Genomic DNA, 16,405 nt, shown 5'->3' on the forward strand with positions numbered 1-16,405 from the left:
ACATGCCAACGACAGCAAAAGGCCCGGACCTCCTTGTGGTGGGCTGCGGCATCGCCGGGCTCAGCGCGGCGGTGTCCGCATTGGAAGGCGGACTTTCGGTGACGCTGCTCGAGCGCGCGCCGGAAGAGGAGTTCGGCGGCAACACGCGCTGGACCGAAGCCTACATGCGCATGAAGAACGACAGCGAGATCTCCGACGATTTCGAGGAGCATTTCGCCGCGAATGCCGGCCCCAATCTCGATCCCAACGTGCTGACCGACGTGGCCCGCGCCTATGCGGACTGGCCGGCGGTGGTGAAGGCCCATCCCTTCCCGGACCCCGAGGTCATCTCCACCTTTGCCGCCGAGGTGCCGCCCACCATCGCCTGGCTGAAGGGCTTCGGCCTGAAGTTCGGCCCCCAGCCCATCTACCTGCTCACCCAGAACACCACGCGCATCGCCGCGCAGGGGGGCGGCCTCGCGCTCATCGAGCGGCTGATGGCCGAGGCGAAGCGGCTCGGCGCTGAGGTGCGTTTCCGCACCACCGCCACCGCTTTGCTGCGCGATGCTGACGGGCGCGTGGCGGGCGTTGCCGTGACCGACCCGGACGGGCGGCGGGAAGAAATCCGCGCAGGCGCCACCGTGTTCGCCTCTGGCGGCTTCCAGGGCAACCCGGAGATGATGACGCGCTACATCGGCCAGAAGGCGGCCAACATCCGCCCCGTGGCCCGCGGCGGCTACTACAATCGCGGCGAGGGCATCCGCATGATGCTGGAGGCGGGCGCCGCGCCTGCCGGCGAGTTCGGCTCCTACCACGCCGAGCCGGTGGATCCCCGCTCGCTCCAGGCCGAGGCGGTGGTGTTCATCTATCCCTATGGCGTGCTCGTGAACCGCGACGGACGGCGCTTCCTCGACGAGGCGCCCGGCACGGTGGATGCCCATTACGACAATATCGGCCGGGCCATCGCCGACCAGCCGGGCGGCATCTCGTGGGTCATCTTCGACGCCAAGGTGGAGGACATCCCGCGCTGGCGCACCTCCATCCGCTCGGATGTTCCGGCGGTGGAGGCGCCCACGCTGGAAGCACTGGTGGAAAAGCTGGGGCTGCCGGGCGAGACCCTCGACACCATCGCCGCCTTCAATGCCGCCTGTCCCGACGAGGGCGGCGACTTCACGCCCTTCGCCATCGACCACCGGGCGACCACGGGGCTTGAGCCCCGCAAGTCGCACTGGTGCCGGCGGATCGAGACGGCGCCGTTCCGCGCCTATCCCATCATCTCCACCGCGTGCTTCACCTTCGGCGGCGTGAAGGTGAACGCCTCGGCCCAGGTGCTGGATGGCGATGGAAAGATCATCCCCGGCCTCTACGCCGCGGGCGAGACCGTCGGTCTCTATCACCAGGTCTATACGGGCTCGACCTCCGTGCTGCGCGGCGCCGTGTTCGGCCGTCTCGCCGGCCTCGATGCCGCGGCCCGCCTCGCACCACGCCTGAAGACGGCGCTCTGAACCAGATACAAGAGGGAGGACAACAATGAAAAAGACGATGCTGGCGGCCGCATGCGCGGTGGCCATTGCCCTGCCGCTCGCCGGCGCCCGGGCTCAGACCTATTCGGACGGCGTGGTGAAGATCGGCATCCTGACAGACCTGTCCGGCCAGCTGTCCGACTCCACCGGCGCCGGCTCCATCCTTGCTGCGGAAATGGCGGTGGCGGACTTCGGACCCATCGAGGGCGCGAAGGTGGAGATCATCTCCGCCGACCACCAGAACAAGGCCGACATCGGCGCCGCGACCGCCCGCAAGTGGTACGAGGTGGACGGCGTCGACGCCATCATGGACGTGCCGAATTCCGCCGTGGCGCTGGCGGTGCAGCAGATCACGCGGGAGAAGGATCGCATCGCGATCTTCTCCTCTCCCGCCTCCTCGGACCTGACCGGCAAGGCCTGTTCGCCGAACGGCATCCACTGGACCTATGACACCTACGCGCTGGCCCATGTGACCGGTGATGCCGTGGTGGCCTCCGGCCTGAAGAACTGGTTCTTCCTGACCTCCGACTATGCCTTCGGCCACGCGCTGGAGCGCGACACCAGCGCGGTGGTCCAGACGGCCGGCGGCAAGGTCTACGGTTCGGTGCGGATGCCGGCCAATGCGCCGGATTTCTCGTCCTTCCTGCTCCAGGCCCAAAGCTCGAAGGCCGAGGTCGTCGCCCTCGCCACGGCCGGCCTCGACACGCAGAACGCCATCAAGCAGGCCGCCGAGTTTGGCCTTGCGGAATCCGGCAAGACCATCGCGGCGCTCCTCCTCGCCGAAACGGAGGTCAACGCGCTCGGGCTGAAGGCGACGCAGGGCATCCGCCTGACCGCGCCCTTCTACTGGGACATGAATGACGGCACCCGCGCCTTCGCCAAGCGCTTCTACGAGAAGCGCAAGGCCATGCCCACCTTCTACCAGGCCGGTGTCTACGGCGCCGTGACGCACTACCTGAAGGCCGTGAAGGCGGCGAAGACGGATGCGGCCGGGCCTGCGATGGCGAAGATGAAGGAGACGCCCGTCAACGACTTCATGACGAAGGACGGCAAGGTCCGCGAGGACGGCCGCGTCATCCGCGACATGTACCTGTTCCAGGTGAAGACGCCGGCGGAATCCAAGGCGCCATGGGACTATTACAAGCTCGCGGCGACCGTGCCGGGCGACAAGGCCTTCCGTCCCCTCGCCGAAAGCGAATGCCCGCTGGTGAAGAAAATGTAGGCAGGTCGGCTTTCAAGGCCCGGTTCGGCGCTGGCCCTTCCCGCCGTTTTGGAATTGCACCCCGTCGATCCGGCGGGGTGCAAGGACGGGCAAACCCAATGTCGATCTTGGGAAGACGGCGGCGCCGACCTCATCGGCGGTCCCGACATGGGCATGTCACATCCGGCTCGCTCGGCTCGTCATGGCTTCGAACGTCGATCTCCGCAGAGCCCGCACCATCTGCCGCCGGACCTTGCGTGCCCCGCACCCCTCGAACTCTCGGAACACGCGCTCGATCTGGGGCAGCAAGGCCGCGTCGACGCGTGTCTGCGCCGCGACGGCGTTGGCGGCCGAATTGGCACCTTCCATCAACTAGTATATTAGTATTTCAATCCAGGCGTTCGGAAGATGACTCAATGACGCTCAATCCGCTCTCCGCTCCGCCATCATCGGCGACCGGGAGGCATGCGCCCACGACGCGGCGGACCCCGTCGGGGATGCAGCTCTTCGAGCTTCCGAGGGGGAAATCCTGGCACTGCGGCTGCTGCCGCGCCGTCTAGCCCCAAGAACATTCGGCAGCGACGCCGACAGTCGAGCATCACGGGAGAAACGCATGCGCCAGGGCTGGAGATGGTTCGGGCCGGACGCCCCGGTCACGTTGGACGAGGTGCGCCAGGTTGGCGCGACCGACGTCGTATCCGCCCTTCATGAGGTGCCGATCGGCGAGGTGTGGACCCGAGGAATGGTCGAGGCGCGGCGCAACCTGATCGAGACGACGCCGCCCGGTCGCGCCCCGTTGTCCTGGTCGGTGGTGGAGAGCATCCCGATTCCCGACCCCATCAAGCGCCGCGGCGCCGAAGCGTCCGCCGAGATCGAGGCGTGGATTGCCAGCCTCGAAAGCGTCGGGCAGGCCGGCATCAAGATCGTCTGCTACAATTTCATGCCCGTGGTGGACTGGTGCCGCACCGAGCTTGATTACGTCACGGACACCGGCGCGACGGCGATGCGTTTCGAATTCGAGGCCTTTGCCGCCTTCGATCTGCATATCCTTCAAAGGCCGGGCGCCGAGCGCGACTACAGCGAACAAGAACGCCTGCAGGCCCGCGCGCGTTATGAGGCGATGGACGCCGCCGCCGAGGCGGAAATCGCGCGCAACATTGCCAGCGCATTGCCCGGCTCGACCACTGAATCGATGACGATTCCCGGGTTTCGCGAGAAACTGAAAGACTATCGTGGCATCGATTCCGCTCGGCTGCGCCGAAATCTGATCGAGTTTCTTGCAGCCGTCGTGCCCGCCGCCGAGAGCTTCGGGGTCAAGCTGACGCTTCACCCCGATGATCCGCCGCGCCCCCTGTTCGGGCTGCCGCGCATCGCATCGACGGAAGACGACTATGCCGCCCTGTTCGATGCGGTCCCCTCGCCCGTCAACGGCATGTGCTTCTGCACCGGGTCCCTGGGCGCCCGCGCGGACAACGATCTGGAAGGGATGATCCGCCGTTTCGGCCCGCGCATCTATTTTGCCCACCTGCGCAACACGCGCCGCGAGGCCGATCCGCGCAGCTTCCATGAATCCGCGCATCTCGACGGCGACACCGACATGGTTGGTGTTCTCAAGGGCCTGATACAGGAAGACCTGAAGCGGCCGCCCGGCGAGACCATCGTCTTTCGGCCCGATCACGGGCACCGCATGCTCGACGATCTGAGAAAGACCGTGACGCCGGGCTATCCGGCGATCGGGCGCATGCGGGGGCTGGCGGAATTGCGCGGCATTCTGCACGCGCTGGGGCATCCCCCGGAGGTCGGGCCGGTTCAGCCTCTCGGCCGGGCGTAGGTCTTGGCATAGTCCGGTGTTTCGATGCCGGGCCTCAGGTCCTTGCAGTTCCGAGGGGCGCCGGCGGTCATCCGGAGCGGAATGACGCCCGCCCACAGATCCAGCGCGATGTCGTCGGCGGGGTCCACGACGCCCTTGTCGCGGATCTTGGCCGAGGCTTCCTCGATGGGAAATCTCAGGAAGACGGTCGCGTTCAGTTCCTTGGCCTTCGGCGGGCGCACGACGTGGCCGGGCAGGATGTCCTCGATGAAGGCCGCCACGAGACGCTCCTTCTCCGCCATGTCCTCAACCACCTCCGCCTTCGCGAAGATCACCACCGAGCGATAGTCCATGCTCATGCCGAAGCCGGACCTGCCGGCCACGATGGAATCGACCAGCGTGATGGTGATGCACGCCGGCGCCCCGCCCGCGAGGGTGGACAGCAGCTGGTTGCTCTGGCTGCCGTGGATGTAGACATGGTCCCCCACCCGGATGATCGCGGTGGGAATGACCCGGGGCTCATCGTTCACGCTGACCCCGACATGGGCCACCAGGGCCTCGTCGATGATGGCATAGACCGCCGCGCGGTCGAACACGCCGCGCTCCGGCCGCCGCCGGATTTTCGTTCGCTCCGTGGGCTGGATCTCGCTCATCTCAAGCTCCTTAGAGCACGCGCCGATCCGATTGCCTCGCAATCAGATCGGATAACGCGTTCTCTATCATTAAGTTAGCGGGCGATTCACCGACCGGATTGTTTCAATCCGGTCGGATCGCGCTCTATGCCGATGCGGCGCCGGCGGTGATGTGATCGCCTTCATAGGTGGCGCGTTCTGTCACCTGCCGACCTGCGGCGTAAGCCTCGATGGAGGCGACGAGCGAGCGGGGCACCATGACGCCTTCGGCCGTGGTGCGCCTGCGCGCCTCATAGCGCCGGCCGGAGGGCAGGCGGGCGCCATCCTGCGCCAGCAGCCGGGAGAAAAGGGTTTCGGCATGCCGCAGCTGCGCCGCGCGATCACCGCCCGCGACGAATTTCGCCGGGTCGATCGCGATGACCAGCTCGCCGCCGCAGGGGGCGCCCGTATTGGCCTTGTCGTGCGCGGCCTGCTCGAAGCTGATCTTGTCACCGAGAAGCGGGCCGGCCAAAAGCTCCACCATCAAGGCGATGTTGGAGCCCTTGAAGCCGCCGAACGGCAGCTGGGCGCCGAGCAGGGCCTGCTGCGGATCGTTGGTGGGGCGCCCCTCGTTGTCGATGGCCCATCCATCGGGCAGCGCCTCGCCGTCGCGCAGGCGCAGCTGGATCTCGCCTCGGGCGCTTGCGCTCGACGCCTGGTCGAAAACCATCGGCGGGTTGTCGAGCCGGGGCCAGGCGAAGGCCATCGGGTTGGTGCCGAACAGGGGCTTCATGCCGCCCGCGGGCGCGACGTAGGGGCTGGAGGAGACGAAGGCGAAGCCGACCAGCCCGCGGACCGCCAGCCGCTCCACCTCGGGCCAGAGGGCCGCGACGTTGAGCGCGTTGGTCACGGCGAGGGCGGCGATGCCGAATTCCTTGGCGCGTTCGGCAAGCGGCGCGTCGCCGGTCTCAAGCGCGAGCGGCGAGAAGGCATAGCCGGCGTCCACCTTGATCACGCTGGGCGACAGCTCGGTCAGGACCGGCTCGATGTCCGGCGAGGCCTGGCCGGAGCGCAGGCCGTTCACATAGAAGGGCAGGCGGAAGAGGCCGTGATGGCGGCACTCGTCGCGCTCGGCCGCCGTGACCGTGTTGGCGATGGCGGATGCGTGGTTCTCGGCAAATCCCTGACCGAGCATCGCAGCCTTGGCCGCGGCATGAACCTCTTCCAGCGACATCCGAACGGCATCGGTCATCGGTCAATTCCCATCCTTCACGGCTTCATCGATCCGCGCCCGGAATGGCCGGGCGCGAAGTGCATCGTGCACATATTTGCATACGGTGCAAATCAATATGCCGGCGATGTCTGCTTTTTGCGCCGGTCCGTGTCCTGCCCCGGCCTGTTCCAACGCGCGCGTTACGGCGCGTTCTCATTCTCTTGCGAAGCGCGGTCGCCGGCCCGATTGAATCAATCCGCCCGGGTCGCGCTTTCGGCCTGGTGCTCCACAGCGTGGGACGGCGTGACCACCATCAGCATGCGCGCCGGGCCGGTGCCAACGTTGCGGCCCATGTGCGGGCGGTCGCCCTTGAGATGAACGCAATCCCCTTCTTCCAGCACGAAGCTGTCGCTTCCGATCTGGAACTCGATCCGGCCTTCGATGATGTACAGCACTTCCTCCCCCTCGTGGGTCAGAAGGCTCACCGAAGACTCGTTCGTGACCGGGAATTCAAGCAGGAAGGTGTTCAGCAGAGGCTCGGGGACCGTCGAAGACAAGGAATGGTATTGATAGCCATTCGCTTCCAGAAGCTGGCCGCTCTGCCGGTCCGACTTGCGGAAGATGTTGTAGCCTTTGACGGCCGCCACGCTTTGGTTTTCTTCAAACAGATCCCGCAGCGGGATATCGACGGATGTGGCGATGGCGATCAGGTTGGCGATGGATGTCGCGGCCTCGCCGCGCTCGATCCTGGACAGGAAGGCCGCCGACAGGCCGCTCTTCTCGCCGAGCTCCTTCAGGGTCATCTTGCGCGCGGACCGCGCCCCGCGGATACGCTGGCCAATCTGGCGAGCGACAAAGCGTACCTGGTCCATTCCGCCCTCGGATGCTCTCCCTGATGCATGTAGAGAAACTTCAATTCCAGCGCAAGCAGGCCAACGGCGCCACCGGGGTGGCGGCGCCGTCTGCGATCAGGATCGCACGAGGGGGCAGGCGCTCTCGGACAGGGGCTGGAAGATCTGGTCGCCCGGGATGGTCTGGATAATCCTGTAATAGTCCCAGGGACCCTTGGATTCCGAAGGTTTCTTCACCTCGACGAGATACATGTCGTGGACCATGAGGCCATCGGCGCGGACTTTCCCGCCCTGGCTGAACATGTCATCGACCGGCAGGTCCTTCATTTTCGCCATCACGATCTTTGCATCGTCGGTTCCGGCGGCTTCCACGGCCTTGAGATAGTGCCGTACGGCCGAGTAGACGCCGGCCTGCGTCATGGTGGGCATGGCGTTGCGGCGCGCGTAGAACCGCTGGGACCACGCGCGCGTGGCCTCGTTCCGGTCCCAATAGAAAGCGGTGATGAACCGCAGGCCGTTCGCCTTGTCGAGGCCGAGCGCGTGGATGTCGGTCAGGAAAACCGCCGGCGCCACGAGGGTCTTCTGCTGGTTCAGGCCGAATTCGGCGGCCTGCTTGATGGCGTTGGCCATGTCGCTGCCGGCGGCGGAGAAGGCGACGACCTTGGCCTTGGAACTCTGCGCCTGAAGGAGAAACGAACTCATGTCGGCGGAGTTCAGGGGAAAGCGAACCTCGCCCAGCACCGCGCCGCCGCCTGCCGTCACCGCCTTGCGGATATCGTTCGCGAACGCATGGCCGAAGGCATAGTCGACGGTGACGAGAAACCAGCTGTCATAGCCCGCAGCCGCCATGATCTTCGCCAGGCCGAAGCCATTGGAATAGCTCGTGTAAACCCATTGCGCGGAGGTTTCGGTGCAGGCCTTTCCGGTGAAATCCGAGGAGGCGGCGGTGATGAGGGCGATCTTGTTCAGATCCTTCGCCAGGCTCTGCACGGCGAAGCCCACGGACGAGTTGGAGAAGTCGGCGATGACGTCCACGCCGTCCTTGGTGAACCACTCCCGCGCCTTGGCGGCGCCGATGTCCGCCTTGTTCTGGTGATCGGCGAAGACCAGCTCGATCTTCTTGCCGAGGACCGTGCCGCCGAACTCCTCGATGGCCATCCGCGCGGCCTCCACCGAGCCGGGGCCGGCGAGGTCGGCATAGAGGCCCGACTGGTCGTTCAGAATGCCGATCTTCACCGCGTCGCCGCTCACCTGCGGCTCGGCGGCGGCGCAGTTTACCTGCAGCGCAATCGCTGCCGCGATGGCAAGCCGGGACCACCATGTGTTTGCTTGTGAGCGGAGCGTGTTCGCGATCATGAGAGTCCCCATCTTGCGCATTGATGCGTCTCCGGCGTTTGGCCGGCCTGGACGGGCGCGATCTTTTTGCGAATCCCGCATGTCGTCAACGAAAATTTGCATACAGAACAAAATTGTTTATAGCGCATTTTTAAGCCGGAACGGAAGCGCCTCTGACGTGGCGCGGCGCCGGGCCGCGCGGTGCCGGCTTGAACAGGGCGGTTTCAGGCTGGCGCCCGCGCGCGATAGTGTGGCGTCCGAACACGGGCGGGGGAGGGGCGGGATGACCGAGCAGGGGGTGCTGCGCATATCCATCGGGGTCACCCTGCTGCTGGCGCTGCTGGGCATCGTGTTCGGCCTGATGTCGGGCTCCTACGCCATCGTGTTCGACGGCGTGTATGCGATGACCGACGCCAGCATGACGGTGCTGGCCCTCGTGGTGGCGCGCCTCATCGCGACCTCCACCGCGCCCGGAACGCCGGCGAAGGGCTTCGTCGCGCATTTCACCATGGGCTTCTGGCATCTGGAGCCCATGGTGCTCGGCCTCAACGGCATCCTGCTCATGAGCGCGTCGGTCTATGCGCTCATCAATGCGGTGGGCAGCGTCATGTCCGGCGGGCGGCCGCTCGATTTCGACCAGGCGATCCTCTACGCCGTCATCACCGTGGCGGTGGCGCTCGCAATGGCGCTGTTCGTGCGCCGCGCGAACCGGACGATCAGATCTGATTTCCTCGCGCTCGATGCCAAGGCCTGGATGATGTCGGCGGGGCTGACCGCGGCGCTGCTGGTGGCCTTCCTCGTCGGCTTCGCGGTGGAGGGGACGCCGCGCGCGTGGATCTCGCCTTATATCGATCCGGTGGCGCTGGCGGTGGTCTGCCTCGTCATCATCCCTTTGCCGTTCGCCACGGTGAAGCAGGCGCTGGCGGACATCCTGCTCGTCACCCCGCCGGCGCTGAAGGAGCATGTGGATCAGGTCGCCGCCGGCATCGTCGCGCGCTACGGCTTCCTCTCCTTCCGCTCCTATGTCGCGCGGGTGGGGCGAGGGCGGCAGATCGAGCTTTATTTCATCGTCCCGCGCGGCTGGCCGGCCATGCGGCTGGAAGAGTGGGACGTGATCCGCGACGAGATCGGCGCCGCCATCGGCAGCGACACGCCCGACCGCTGGCTGACCATCGCCTTCACCACCGATCCCGAATGGGCGGACTGAGGCCGGCATTGCGCGCAAATTGGTCAGGCCAAAATTCCGCTTGCGGCCTGACCAATCTCCAGTCATAGAGATTTCCGGCGCCAGAGAGCATATTGGACTGACCAATATCTCCCTATCGCGGGAGCCGCCCTTTGGCCGACCTGACCGACACCATCGAAGCCCTCATCGCCGAACGTGGCCTCCAGCCCGGCGCGCGCCTGCCGGCCGAGCGGGCGCTGGCGGCGGAGCTGAACGTGTCGCGGCCGAAGCTCCGCGAGGCCATCCGGCATTTGTCGAGCCGGGGCCGGCTGGTGACCCGCAGGGGCGGGGGCACCTATGTGGCGCCACCCACGGATGCAGACACGTCGTTCGCCGGAGCGCCGTTCGCGGGCGCGCTGGCGCCGCTGGCGGCGGCGGGGGAGCCGGGCTACTGGCACGACGTGATGGAGATCCGCAAATCGCTGGATGCGGACATGGCCTATCATGCCGCTTTGCGCGCCGGCCCGCAGGACAAGGCGCGCCTGCGCACGGCGCTGGAGCATGTCGTTTCCGCCGGCGCCACCGATGCGGCCACGCAGGCGAAAGCCGATTCCGCCTTCCACATGGCGGTGGCGGAAGCCTCGCACAATGCGGTCATGCGGCAGGTGATGGCGGGGCTGTTCGACCTCCTGCGCCATTCCATCTCGCGCAGCCTCGAAAAGCTCTACCTCATCCCCAGCACCGCGCAGGCGCTGGACGACCAGCACCGCGCCATCGCCGCCGCCATCATCGAGGGCCGGCCCGAAGAGGCGCGCACCGCCGCGTTGCTGCATCTGGAATTCGTCGAGGACACCCTGCGCGGGATCGAGGACGACGCGGCGCGCCGCCGTCGTGCCTCCCGCGTCGCCCAACGCCAAACCGAGAAAGACCTGACGCCGTGATCATCTCCTCCGCCTCGGACTATCGCGAAGCCGCCCGTCGGCGCCTTCCGCCCTTCCTGTTCCACTACATCGACGGCGGGGCCTATGCGGAGACGACGCTCGGCCGCAACGTCTCGGACCTCACGCTGCTCGCTTTGCGCCAGCGGGTGCTCCGCAGCGTGGGCGAGGTGGATCTCTCCACCACGCTGCTCGGCGAAGACCTCGCCATGCCCATGGCGCTGGCCCCCATCGGCCTGTGCGGCATGTTCGCCCGGCGCGGCGAGGTGCAGGCGGCGAAGGCGGCGCTCGGCAAGGGCATCCAGTTCACCCTCTCCACCGTCTCGGTGTGCCCCATCGAGGAGGTGCGCGGGCAGGTGGAGAAGCCCTTCTGGTTCCAGCTCTATGTGCTGAAGGACCGGGGCTTCATGAAGAATGCGCTGGAGCGCGCCTGGGCGGCGGGCATCCGCACGCTGGTCTTCACCGTGGACATGCCGGTGCCCGGCGCGCGCTACCGCGACGCCCATTCGGGCATGTCCGGCCCCAACGCCGCCGTGCGCCGCATGGTGCAGGCCGCCCTTCATCCCATGTGGGCGTATGACGTGGGCCTGATGGGCACGCCGCACGATCTCGGCAACGTCTCCGCCTATCGCGGCCACAAGACCACGCTGGAAGACTATGTGGGCTGGCTCGGCGCCAATTTCGATCCTGCCATCGGCTGGCGCGATCTGGAATGGATCCGCGAGTTCTGGAAGGGGCCCATGGTCATCAAGGGCATTCTCGATCCGGAGGACGCGGAGGATGCGGTGCGTTTCGGTGCCGACGGCATCGTGGTGTCGAACCATGGCGGCCGCCAGCTCGATGGCGTGCTCTCCTCGACCCGCGCGCTGCCGCCCATCGCCGACAAGGTGAAGGGGAGCCTCGCCATCCTCGCCGATTCCGGCATCCGCTCGGGCCTCGACGTGGTGCGCATGGTGGCGCAGGGGGCGGACGGCGTGCTGCTGGGCCGCGCCTTCGTCTATGCGCTGGCCACCCACGGCCAGAAGGGCGTGGAGAACCTCATCGACCTCTTCGCCAAGGAAATGCGCGTGGCCATGACCCTCACGGGCGCGCGCAACCTCTCGGAAATCTCCCGCGAGAGCCTCGTGCGCGACGTGGAGCAGCCGCTCAAGCACCTCTCCGCCGCGGCGGAGTGAGAGGGCGCGGCCTTGGGCTGGCTCTATCCCCGCGCCGCCAGCCGGGGCGCATAGCCGGCGCGCAGCACCGCCACCGTGGGTCGGGGCGTGAGCACGGTGCCGTCTGTGCCCGGCACGGGGAGGGGCGGGCCGTAGCCCGCCTGGCTCCAGCGGTGGAGCGCGCGGTGATCGACCAGGAAGGCCTCGCCCGGCCGGTCGTCCAGCGCCACGAAGGTGCCGGCGGGCAGATCGTGCAGGGCGGCGCGGAAGGTCGTTTGACGGCCACGGCGGATGCGGGCCGCGTGCAGCGCCCGGTCCATGTCCCCGGCGGTGAGGGGCGCATCGTCAACGAGCCCGAACGCCCGGCGCCACGCCATCTTGAAGGCCTGATAGTCCGCGTGCCGGCATTCCCCGCAGGGCCGGTGGCCGGCGGCGAGGGCGACGGCCTCGTCCGTAAAGAAGAGCGGCGTGTAGCGGCGCGGATCGTCGAGGTCGATCCGCCGGCCCCGGAAGGAGGTGACGCAGCACACCCAGCCGCGCGCGTGCCAGCCTTTTTGCGTGCCGTCCGGCCGGCGCAGATTGCCTCGGTTGCCCATGAACAGGCCGCGTTCGGCCACCGCCTCGAACGTGCCGAAGGGCGTCACCCGGTTCCGGCGATGCGTTCCGGACATGAGGTCCTCCCGCGCAGGTTGATCGCCAACCCATAGGGAAGGGCGCTTGGCGAACCCACCCGGAAAGACCGGGATGCGGCGTCAGCCGGCGGGCTGGCTCTTCGGCCCGTAGGCGGCGAGAAAGACGCGGACGGCGCGGCCCACCGTGCGCTCGATGTCCTCCGGCGTCGGCCCCTCGGAGAGGCCGAACATCAGCGCCTTCACCTGGTTGCCCTGGCACAGGTTGAAGAACTCGAAGGCGGCGGCCTCGCAATCGTCGATGTCCAGGCGGCCCGCCTCGACCTGCCGCTGCAGCAACTCGGCGAGCCGGCGCCCGCCCTGGCAGGGGCCGGTCTCGAAGAAGGTCCGGCCGATGGCGGGAAATTTCTCCGCCACGCCGAACACCATGCGCACGAGGCGGATATGGTTCGGCCGGATCATCATGCTCATGAAGGAGACGCCGATGCGCTTCAGAAGGCTCTCCGCGTCGGCGTCGGTCTCGTCGGACTCGAACAGACGCTCGGCGGACTGGCGGCGGTCGGCCTCCACGAGGGCCTGGAACAGATCGGCCTTGCTCTGGAAATAGACGTAGATGGTGGCCTTGGAGACGGACGCGGCGCGGGCGATCTCGTCCATGCTCGCGCCGTCGAAGCCCTTGTGGAAGAACACGCGGCGCGCGCCGTCGATGATGTCGAGGCGCTTCTTCGCCTCCACATCCTGATCAGCGGCGGTCCCGGATGTCCCACGCGCCTCGGGTGCGCGTTCAAGTGCCTCGTTCATGTCCTCTCCTTCGACAATCTCCTGCATGGGGCCGATGCAGCCTTTTGTCAAAGTAATTGACTGAACCGTTCAGTTCAATATACTCCCCTCAGATTTTGACTAAACCGTTCAGTCAGGCCCCAGCTGGCCGGGAGAATGCAAGGTGGCTCAGATCAGCAGGGTGGAGGCGGCAGCGCCCGCCCTTACCCCCGAACCGCAGCCGGATGCGCTGGCCGAAGCCCCCGCGGCCGGCGTGACCGTGCTCAAGGCGCGGCGGGAGGAGACCCCTCCCGCCGCGCCGGCGGCGGAAGCCGAGGCAGCGGCGCCCGCCAAGGACCCCGCCAAGGCGCGCTCGCGCAAGCCCCTCATCTTCGGCGCGGTGCTGGCGGCGGCGGTCGCCGCCGGCGGCTGGTATGGCATGCACTGGTGGCAGGTGGGCCGCTTCCAGGTGTCGACGGACGACGCCTATGTGGCGGCCGACACCTCCATCATCGCGGCCAAGGTGGGCGGCTACGTGAAGAGCATGGACGTGGACACCAACCAGTGGGTCAAGGCCGGCGACGTGATCGCCCGCATCGATGACGGCGACTATCGCCTCGCCCTCCAGGCGGCCCAGAACAAGATCGCCACCCAGGAGGCGACGCTGGCCCGCTTCGACCAGCAGGAGACGGCGGCCCGCGCCACCGTCGACCAGATGAAGGCGCAGCTCGCCTCGGCCGAGGCCGACCAGAAGCGCGCGCAGGCGGAATTCGACCGGCAGGACAAGCTCGCCCGCTCCGACTTCGCCAGCCGCTCCACCCTCGACAATGCCCGCGCCGACAAGGACAAGACCGCCGCGAGCGTGGAGGCCGCCAAGGCCGCCATCGCCTCGGCCGAGGCGCAGGTGGTGGTGCTCGCCGCCCAGCGCACGGAGGCGTCCCATGTGCTCGACGAGCTGAAGACCGCGCGCGATCAGGCGCAGCGCGACCTCGATTTCACCGTGGTGCGCGCGCCCATCGACGGGGTGGTCGGCAACCGCGCGGTGCAGGTGGGACAATTGGTGCAGACCGGCACGCGCCTCGTCGCCGTGGTGCCGCTGGAGGGCGTCTATGTGGATGCCAACTTCAAGGAGACCCAGCTCGGCCGCCTGAAGCCCGGCCAGAGCGTGGATGTCTATGTGGACGCCTATCCGGACCACGATTTCACCGGCAAGGTGGTGAGCGTGTCGCCGGCCTCGGGCTCCGTGTTCAGCCTGCTGCCGCCGGAGAACGCCACCGGCAACTTCACCAAGATCGTGCAGCGCATTCCCGTGCGCATCGCCATCGATCCCCGCGTGCTCGCCAAGCGCGAGCTGCGCCCCGGCATGTCGGTGACCGCGACGGTGGACACCAAGTCCTCCCCGTCCACCTCCACCGCCGCCGCGCCCACCCCCTCGCCCGCGTCCTGACGCGCGCATCCCGAGCCTCGACAGGAGGCGGCCATGGCCGACACCCTGACCCTGAAGCCATCCCAGGCCGGCGCCGGCGCCGGCGGACACGCCGCCCCCGCCGCGCATGTGGACGGGCGGCGCATGTTCGCCTTCCTGTGCATGGTGTTCGGCATGTTCATGGCGATCCTGGACATCCAGATCGTCTCCGCCTCGCTGGCCGAGATCCAGGCGGGCCTTGCCGCGTCGTCCGATGAAATCTCCTGGGTGCAGACCAGCTACCTCATCGCCGAGGTGGTGATGATCCCGCTGTCGGGCTTCCTGTCGCGGGCGCTCTCCACCCGCTGGCTGTTCGCGGCCTCGGCGGCGGGCTTCACGCTCATGAGCTTCATGTGCGCGACGGCCTCCTCCATCAACGAGATGATCGTCTACCGCGCGCTGCAGGGCTTCCTGGGCGGCGGCATGATCCCCACCGTCTTCGCCGCCGCCTACACGGTGTTCCCGCGCGAGAAGCAGCCCATCGTGGCGCCCATGATCGGCCTCGTGGCGACGCTGGCGCCCACCATCGGGCCGACGGTGGGCGGCTATCTCACCGACCTGTTCTCCTGGCACTGGCTGTTCCTCATCAACGTCATCCCCGGCATCTTCGTGGTGCTGGCGGCGGTGACGCTGATCGACTTCGACGAGCCGGACTTCTCGCTCCTCGACAAGTTCGACTGGTGGGGCCTCCTCTTCATGGCGGGCTTCCTCGGCAGCCTTGAATTCGTGCTGGAGGAGGGGCCCACCAACGACTGGTTCGAGGACCAGTACATCGTCGCCTTCGCCATCGTGTGCGGGCTGTCGTCCCTCGCCTTCTTCGCGCGCGTCTTCTCCACCGAACATCCGGTGGTGGACCTGCGCGCGTTCGAGAACCGCAATTTCTCCATCGGCTCGGCCTTCAGCTTCATCATGGGCATCGGGCTCTACGGCCTCACCTATCTCTATCCCGTCTTCCTCGGGCGGGTGCGCGGCTACTCGGCGCTGCAGATCGGCGAGACCATGTTCGTCACCGGCATCGCCATGTTCCTCACAGCTCCCATCGCCGGGCGGCTGATGACCAAGATCGACCCGCGCATCATGATGGGCGCGGGCTTCGCCGCCTTCGCGGTGGGCACCTGGTGGGTCACCTTCATCACCAAGGACTGGGATTTCTGGGAACTGTTCATCCCGCAGATCCTGCGCGGGGTGGGGCTGATGATCGCGATGATCCCCATCAACAACATCTCGCTGGGCACCATGCCGCCAGCGCAGATGAAGAACGCCTCCGGCCTGTTCAACCTCATGCGCAACCTCGGCGGCGCGGTGGGCCTCGCGCTCATCAACACGGTGCTGAACAACCGCTGGGACCTGCACCTCGCCCGCCTGCACGAGCATGTGGAATGGGCGAGCGCGGCGGCCGTGGAACGGCTCGACACCATCACCGCCGGCTTCGCCAAGCTCGGCTCCGATGCCTCGGCCGCCGCGCTGAAGCAGATGGCCGCGATCGTGCGCCAGCAGGCGCTGGTGATGGCCTTCGGGGATGTCTTCTACCTGCTCACCTTCCTGTTCTGCGCGCTGGTCATCGCCTCGCCGCTCATGCGCCGGCCCAAACCCGGCGCCGGAGGGGGCGGGGGCCACTGAGTGGTTCCGGCGCTCCGCCGCCGGCCCTCCATCCCGCGACAGCCTGACGTTTCCGTGATCCCGCATTGCGGAACCGCACGGTCGCGGCCGCGTTGGACGCCGGTTCGGCTGGCGACCTACTGGCCGCTCGGACCTATCCGTGCGCATGCTCA

Annotated in this window: 14 protein-coding genes; 8 read left to right on the forward strand and 6 right to left on the reverse strand. The window is 67.3% G+C overall.

Annotated elements, in window-relative coordinates; translation table 11 throughout:
- The first annotated feature begins 2 nt into the window (after positions 1 to 2).
- From V5F63_RS02005 to uxuA, 3 genes are all read left to right on the forward strand, one after another.
- On the forward strand, positions 3 to 1,484 hold the full coding sequence (locus V5F63_RS02005; RefSeq protein ID WP_394030875.1) for an FAD-dependent oxidoreductase: 1,482 nt from the start codon (positions 3 to 5) through the stop codon (positions 1,482 to 1,484).
- A gap of 25 nt (positions 1,485 to 1,509) precedes the next feature.
- Positions 1,510 to 2,724: an ABC transporter substrate-binding protein gene (locus tag V5F63_RS02010; RefSeq protein ID WP_209487469.1), complete on the forward strand. Its 1,215-nt coding sequence runs from the start codon at positions 1,510 to 1,512 to the stop codon at positions 2,722 to 2,724.
- A 592-nt stretch (positions 2,725 to 3,316) separates the two neighbouring features.
- Complete coding sequence (uxuA, locus tag V5F63_RS02015; protein ID WP_394101426.1) at positions 3,317 to 4,534, forward strand: mannonate dehydratase; 1,218 nt, start codon at positions 3,317 to 3,319, stop codon at positions 4,532 to 4,534.
- On the opposite strand, the gene V5F63_RS02020 is transcribed toward uxuA, so the two are convergent.
- The 4 genes from V5F63_RS02020 to V5F63_RS02035 all read right to left on the reverse strand — a co-directional run bounded on the left by V5F63_RS02020 (position 4,513) and on the right by V5F63_RS02035 (position 8,544).
- Complete coding sequence (locus V5F63_RS02020; RefSeq protein WP_394101427.1) at positions 4,513 to 5,166, reverse strand: pyridoxamine 5'-phosphate oxidase family protein; 654 nt, start codon at positions 5,164 to 5,166, stop codon at positions 4,513 to 4,515. The two genes, uxuA and V5F63_RS02020, sit on opposite strands and share 22 nt — an antisense overlap.
- A 124-nt stretch (positions 5,167 to 5,290) precedes the next feature.
- Positions 5,291 to 6,376 (reverse strand): Ldh family oxidoreductase, encoded by a 1,086-nt coding sequence (locus V5F63_RS02025; protein WP_394101428.1) that lies wholly within the window; start codon positions 6,374 to 6,376, stop codon positions 5,291 to 5,293.
- A gap of 212 nt (positions 6,377 to 6,588) precedes the next feature.
- Positions 6,589 to 7,209 (reverse strand): helix-turn-helix domain-containing protein, encoded by a 621-nt coding sequence (locus V5F63_RS02030; RefSeq protein ID WP_394030863.1) that lies wholly within the window; start codon positions 7,207 to 7,209, stop codon positions 6,589 to 6,591.
- 96 nt (positions 7,210 to 7,305) lie between these two features.
- Positions 7,306 to 8,544, reverse strand: coding sequence for an ABC transporter substrate-binding protein (locus V5F63_RS02035; RefSeq protein WP_209487474.1), 1,239 nt, complete (start codon positions 8,542 to 8,544; stop codon positions 7,306 to 7,308).
- 262 nt (positions 8,545 to 8,806) lie between these two features.
- Here V5F63_RS02035 and V5F63_RS02040 point away from each other — a divergent pair, with 262 nt between their 5' ends.
- From V5F63_RS02040 to lldD, 3 genes are all read left to right on the forward strand, one after another.
- A complete protein-coding gene (locus V5F63_RS02040; RefSeq protein ID WP_209487475.1) occupies positions 8,807 to 9,730 on the forward strand; it encodes a cation diffusion facilitator family transporter in 924 nt (307 codons plus the stop codon).
- Positions 9,731 to 9,861: 131 nt separating this feature from the next.
- Complete coding sequence (locus tag V5F63_RS02045; protein ID WP_394101429.1) at positions 9,862 to 10,629, forward strand: FCD domain-containing protein; 768 nt, start codon at positions 9,862 to 9,864, stop codon at positions 10,627 to 10,629.
- A complete protein-coding gene (gene lldD / locus V5F63_RS02050; RefSeq protein WP_209487477.1) occupies positions 10,626 to 11,801 on the forward strand; it encodes an FMN-dependent L-lactate dehydrogenase LldD in 1,176 nt (391 codons plus the stop codon). The genes V5F63_RS02045 and lldD overlap by 4 nt, the downstream gene beginning before the upstream one ends.
- Before the next feature lie 23 nt (positions 11,802 to 11,824).
- Here the strand turns inward: lldD and V5F63_RS02055 are convergent, their stop codons facing one another.
- The gene (locus tag V5F63_RS02055) at positions 11,825 to 12,451 is read right to left on the reverse strand and encodes a hypothetical protein (protein ID WP_394101430.1); all 627 of its coding nucleotides are present in this window, start codon (positions 12,449 to 12,451) and stop codon (positions 11,825 to 11,827) included.
- 81 nt (positions 12,452 to 12,532) lie between these two features.
- A complete protein-coding gene (locus V5F63_RS02060) occupies positions 12,533 to 13,210 on the reverse strand; it encodes a TetR/AcrR family transcriptional regulator (RefSeq protein ID WP_394101431.1) in 678 nt (225 codons plus the stop codon).
- Between the two features lie 151 nt (positions 13,211 to 13,361).
- On the opposite strand from V5F63_RS02060, the gene V5F63_RS02065 reads away from it, so the two are divergent.
- Both V5F63_RS02065 and V5F63_RS02070 read left to right on the forward strand, forming a co-directional pair.
- Entirely contained in the window at positions 13,362 to 14,615 is a 1,254-nt protein-coding gene (locus V5F63_RS02065; RefSeq protein WP_394101597.1) for an HlyD family secretion protein, read from the forward strand.
- A gap of 33 nt (positions 14,616 to 14,648) precedes the next feature.
- Entirely contained in the window at positions 14,649 to 16,253 is a 1,605-nt protein-coding gene (locus tag V5F63_RS02070; protein ID WP_394101432.1) for a DHA2 family efflux MFS transporter permease subunit, read from the forward strand.
- Positions 16,254 to 16,405: the final 152 nt, after the last annotated feature.

The organism is Xanthobacter wiegelii (genome assembly GCF_043193855.2).
Classification (GTDB): Bacteria; Pseudomonadota; Alphaproteobacteria; order Rhizobiales; family Xanthobacteraceae; genus Xanthobacter; species Xanthobacter flavus_A.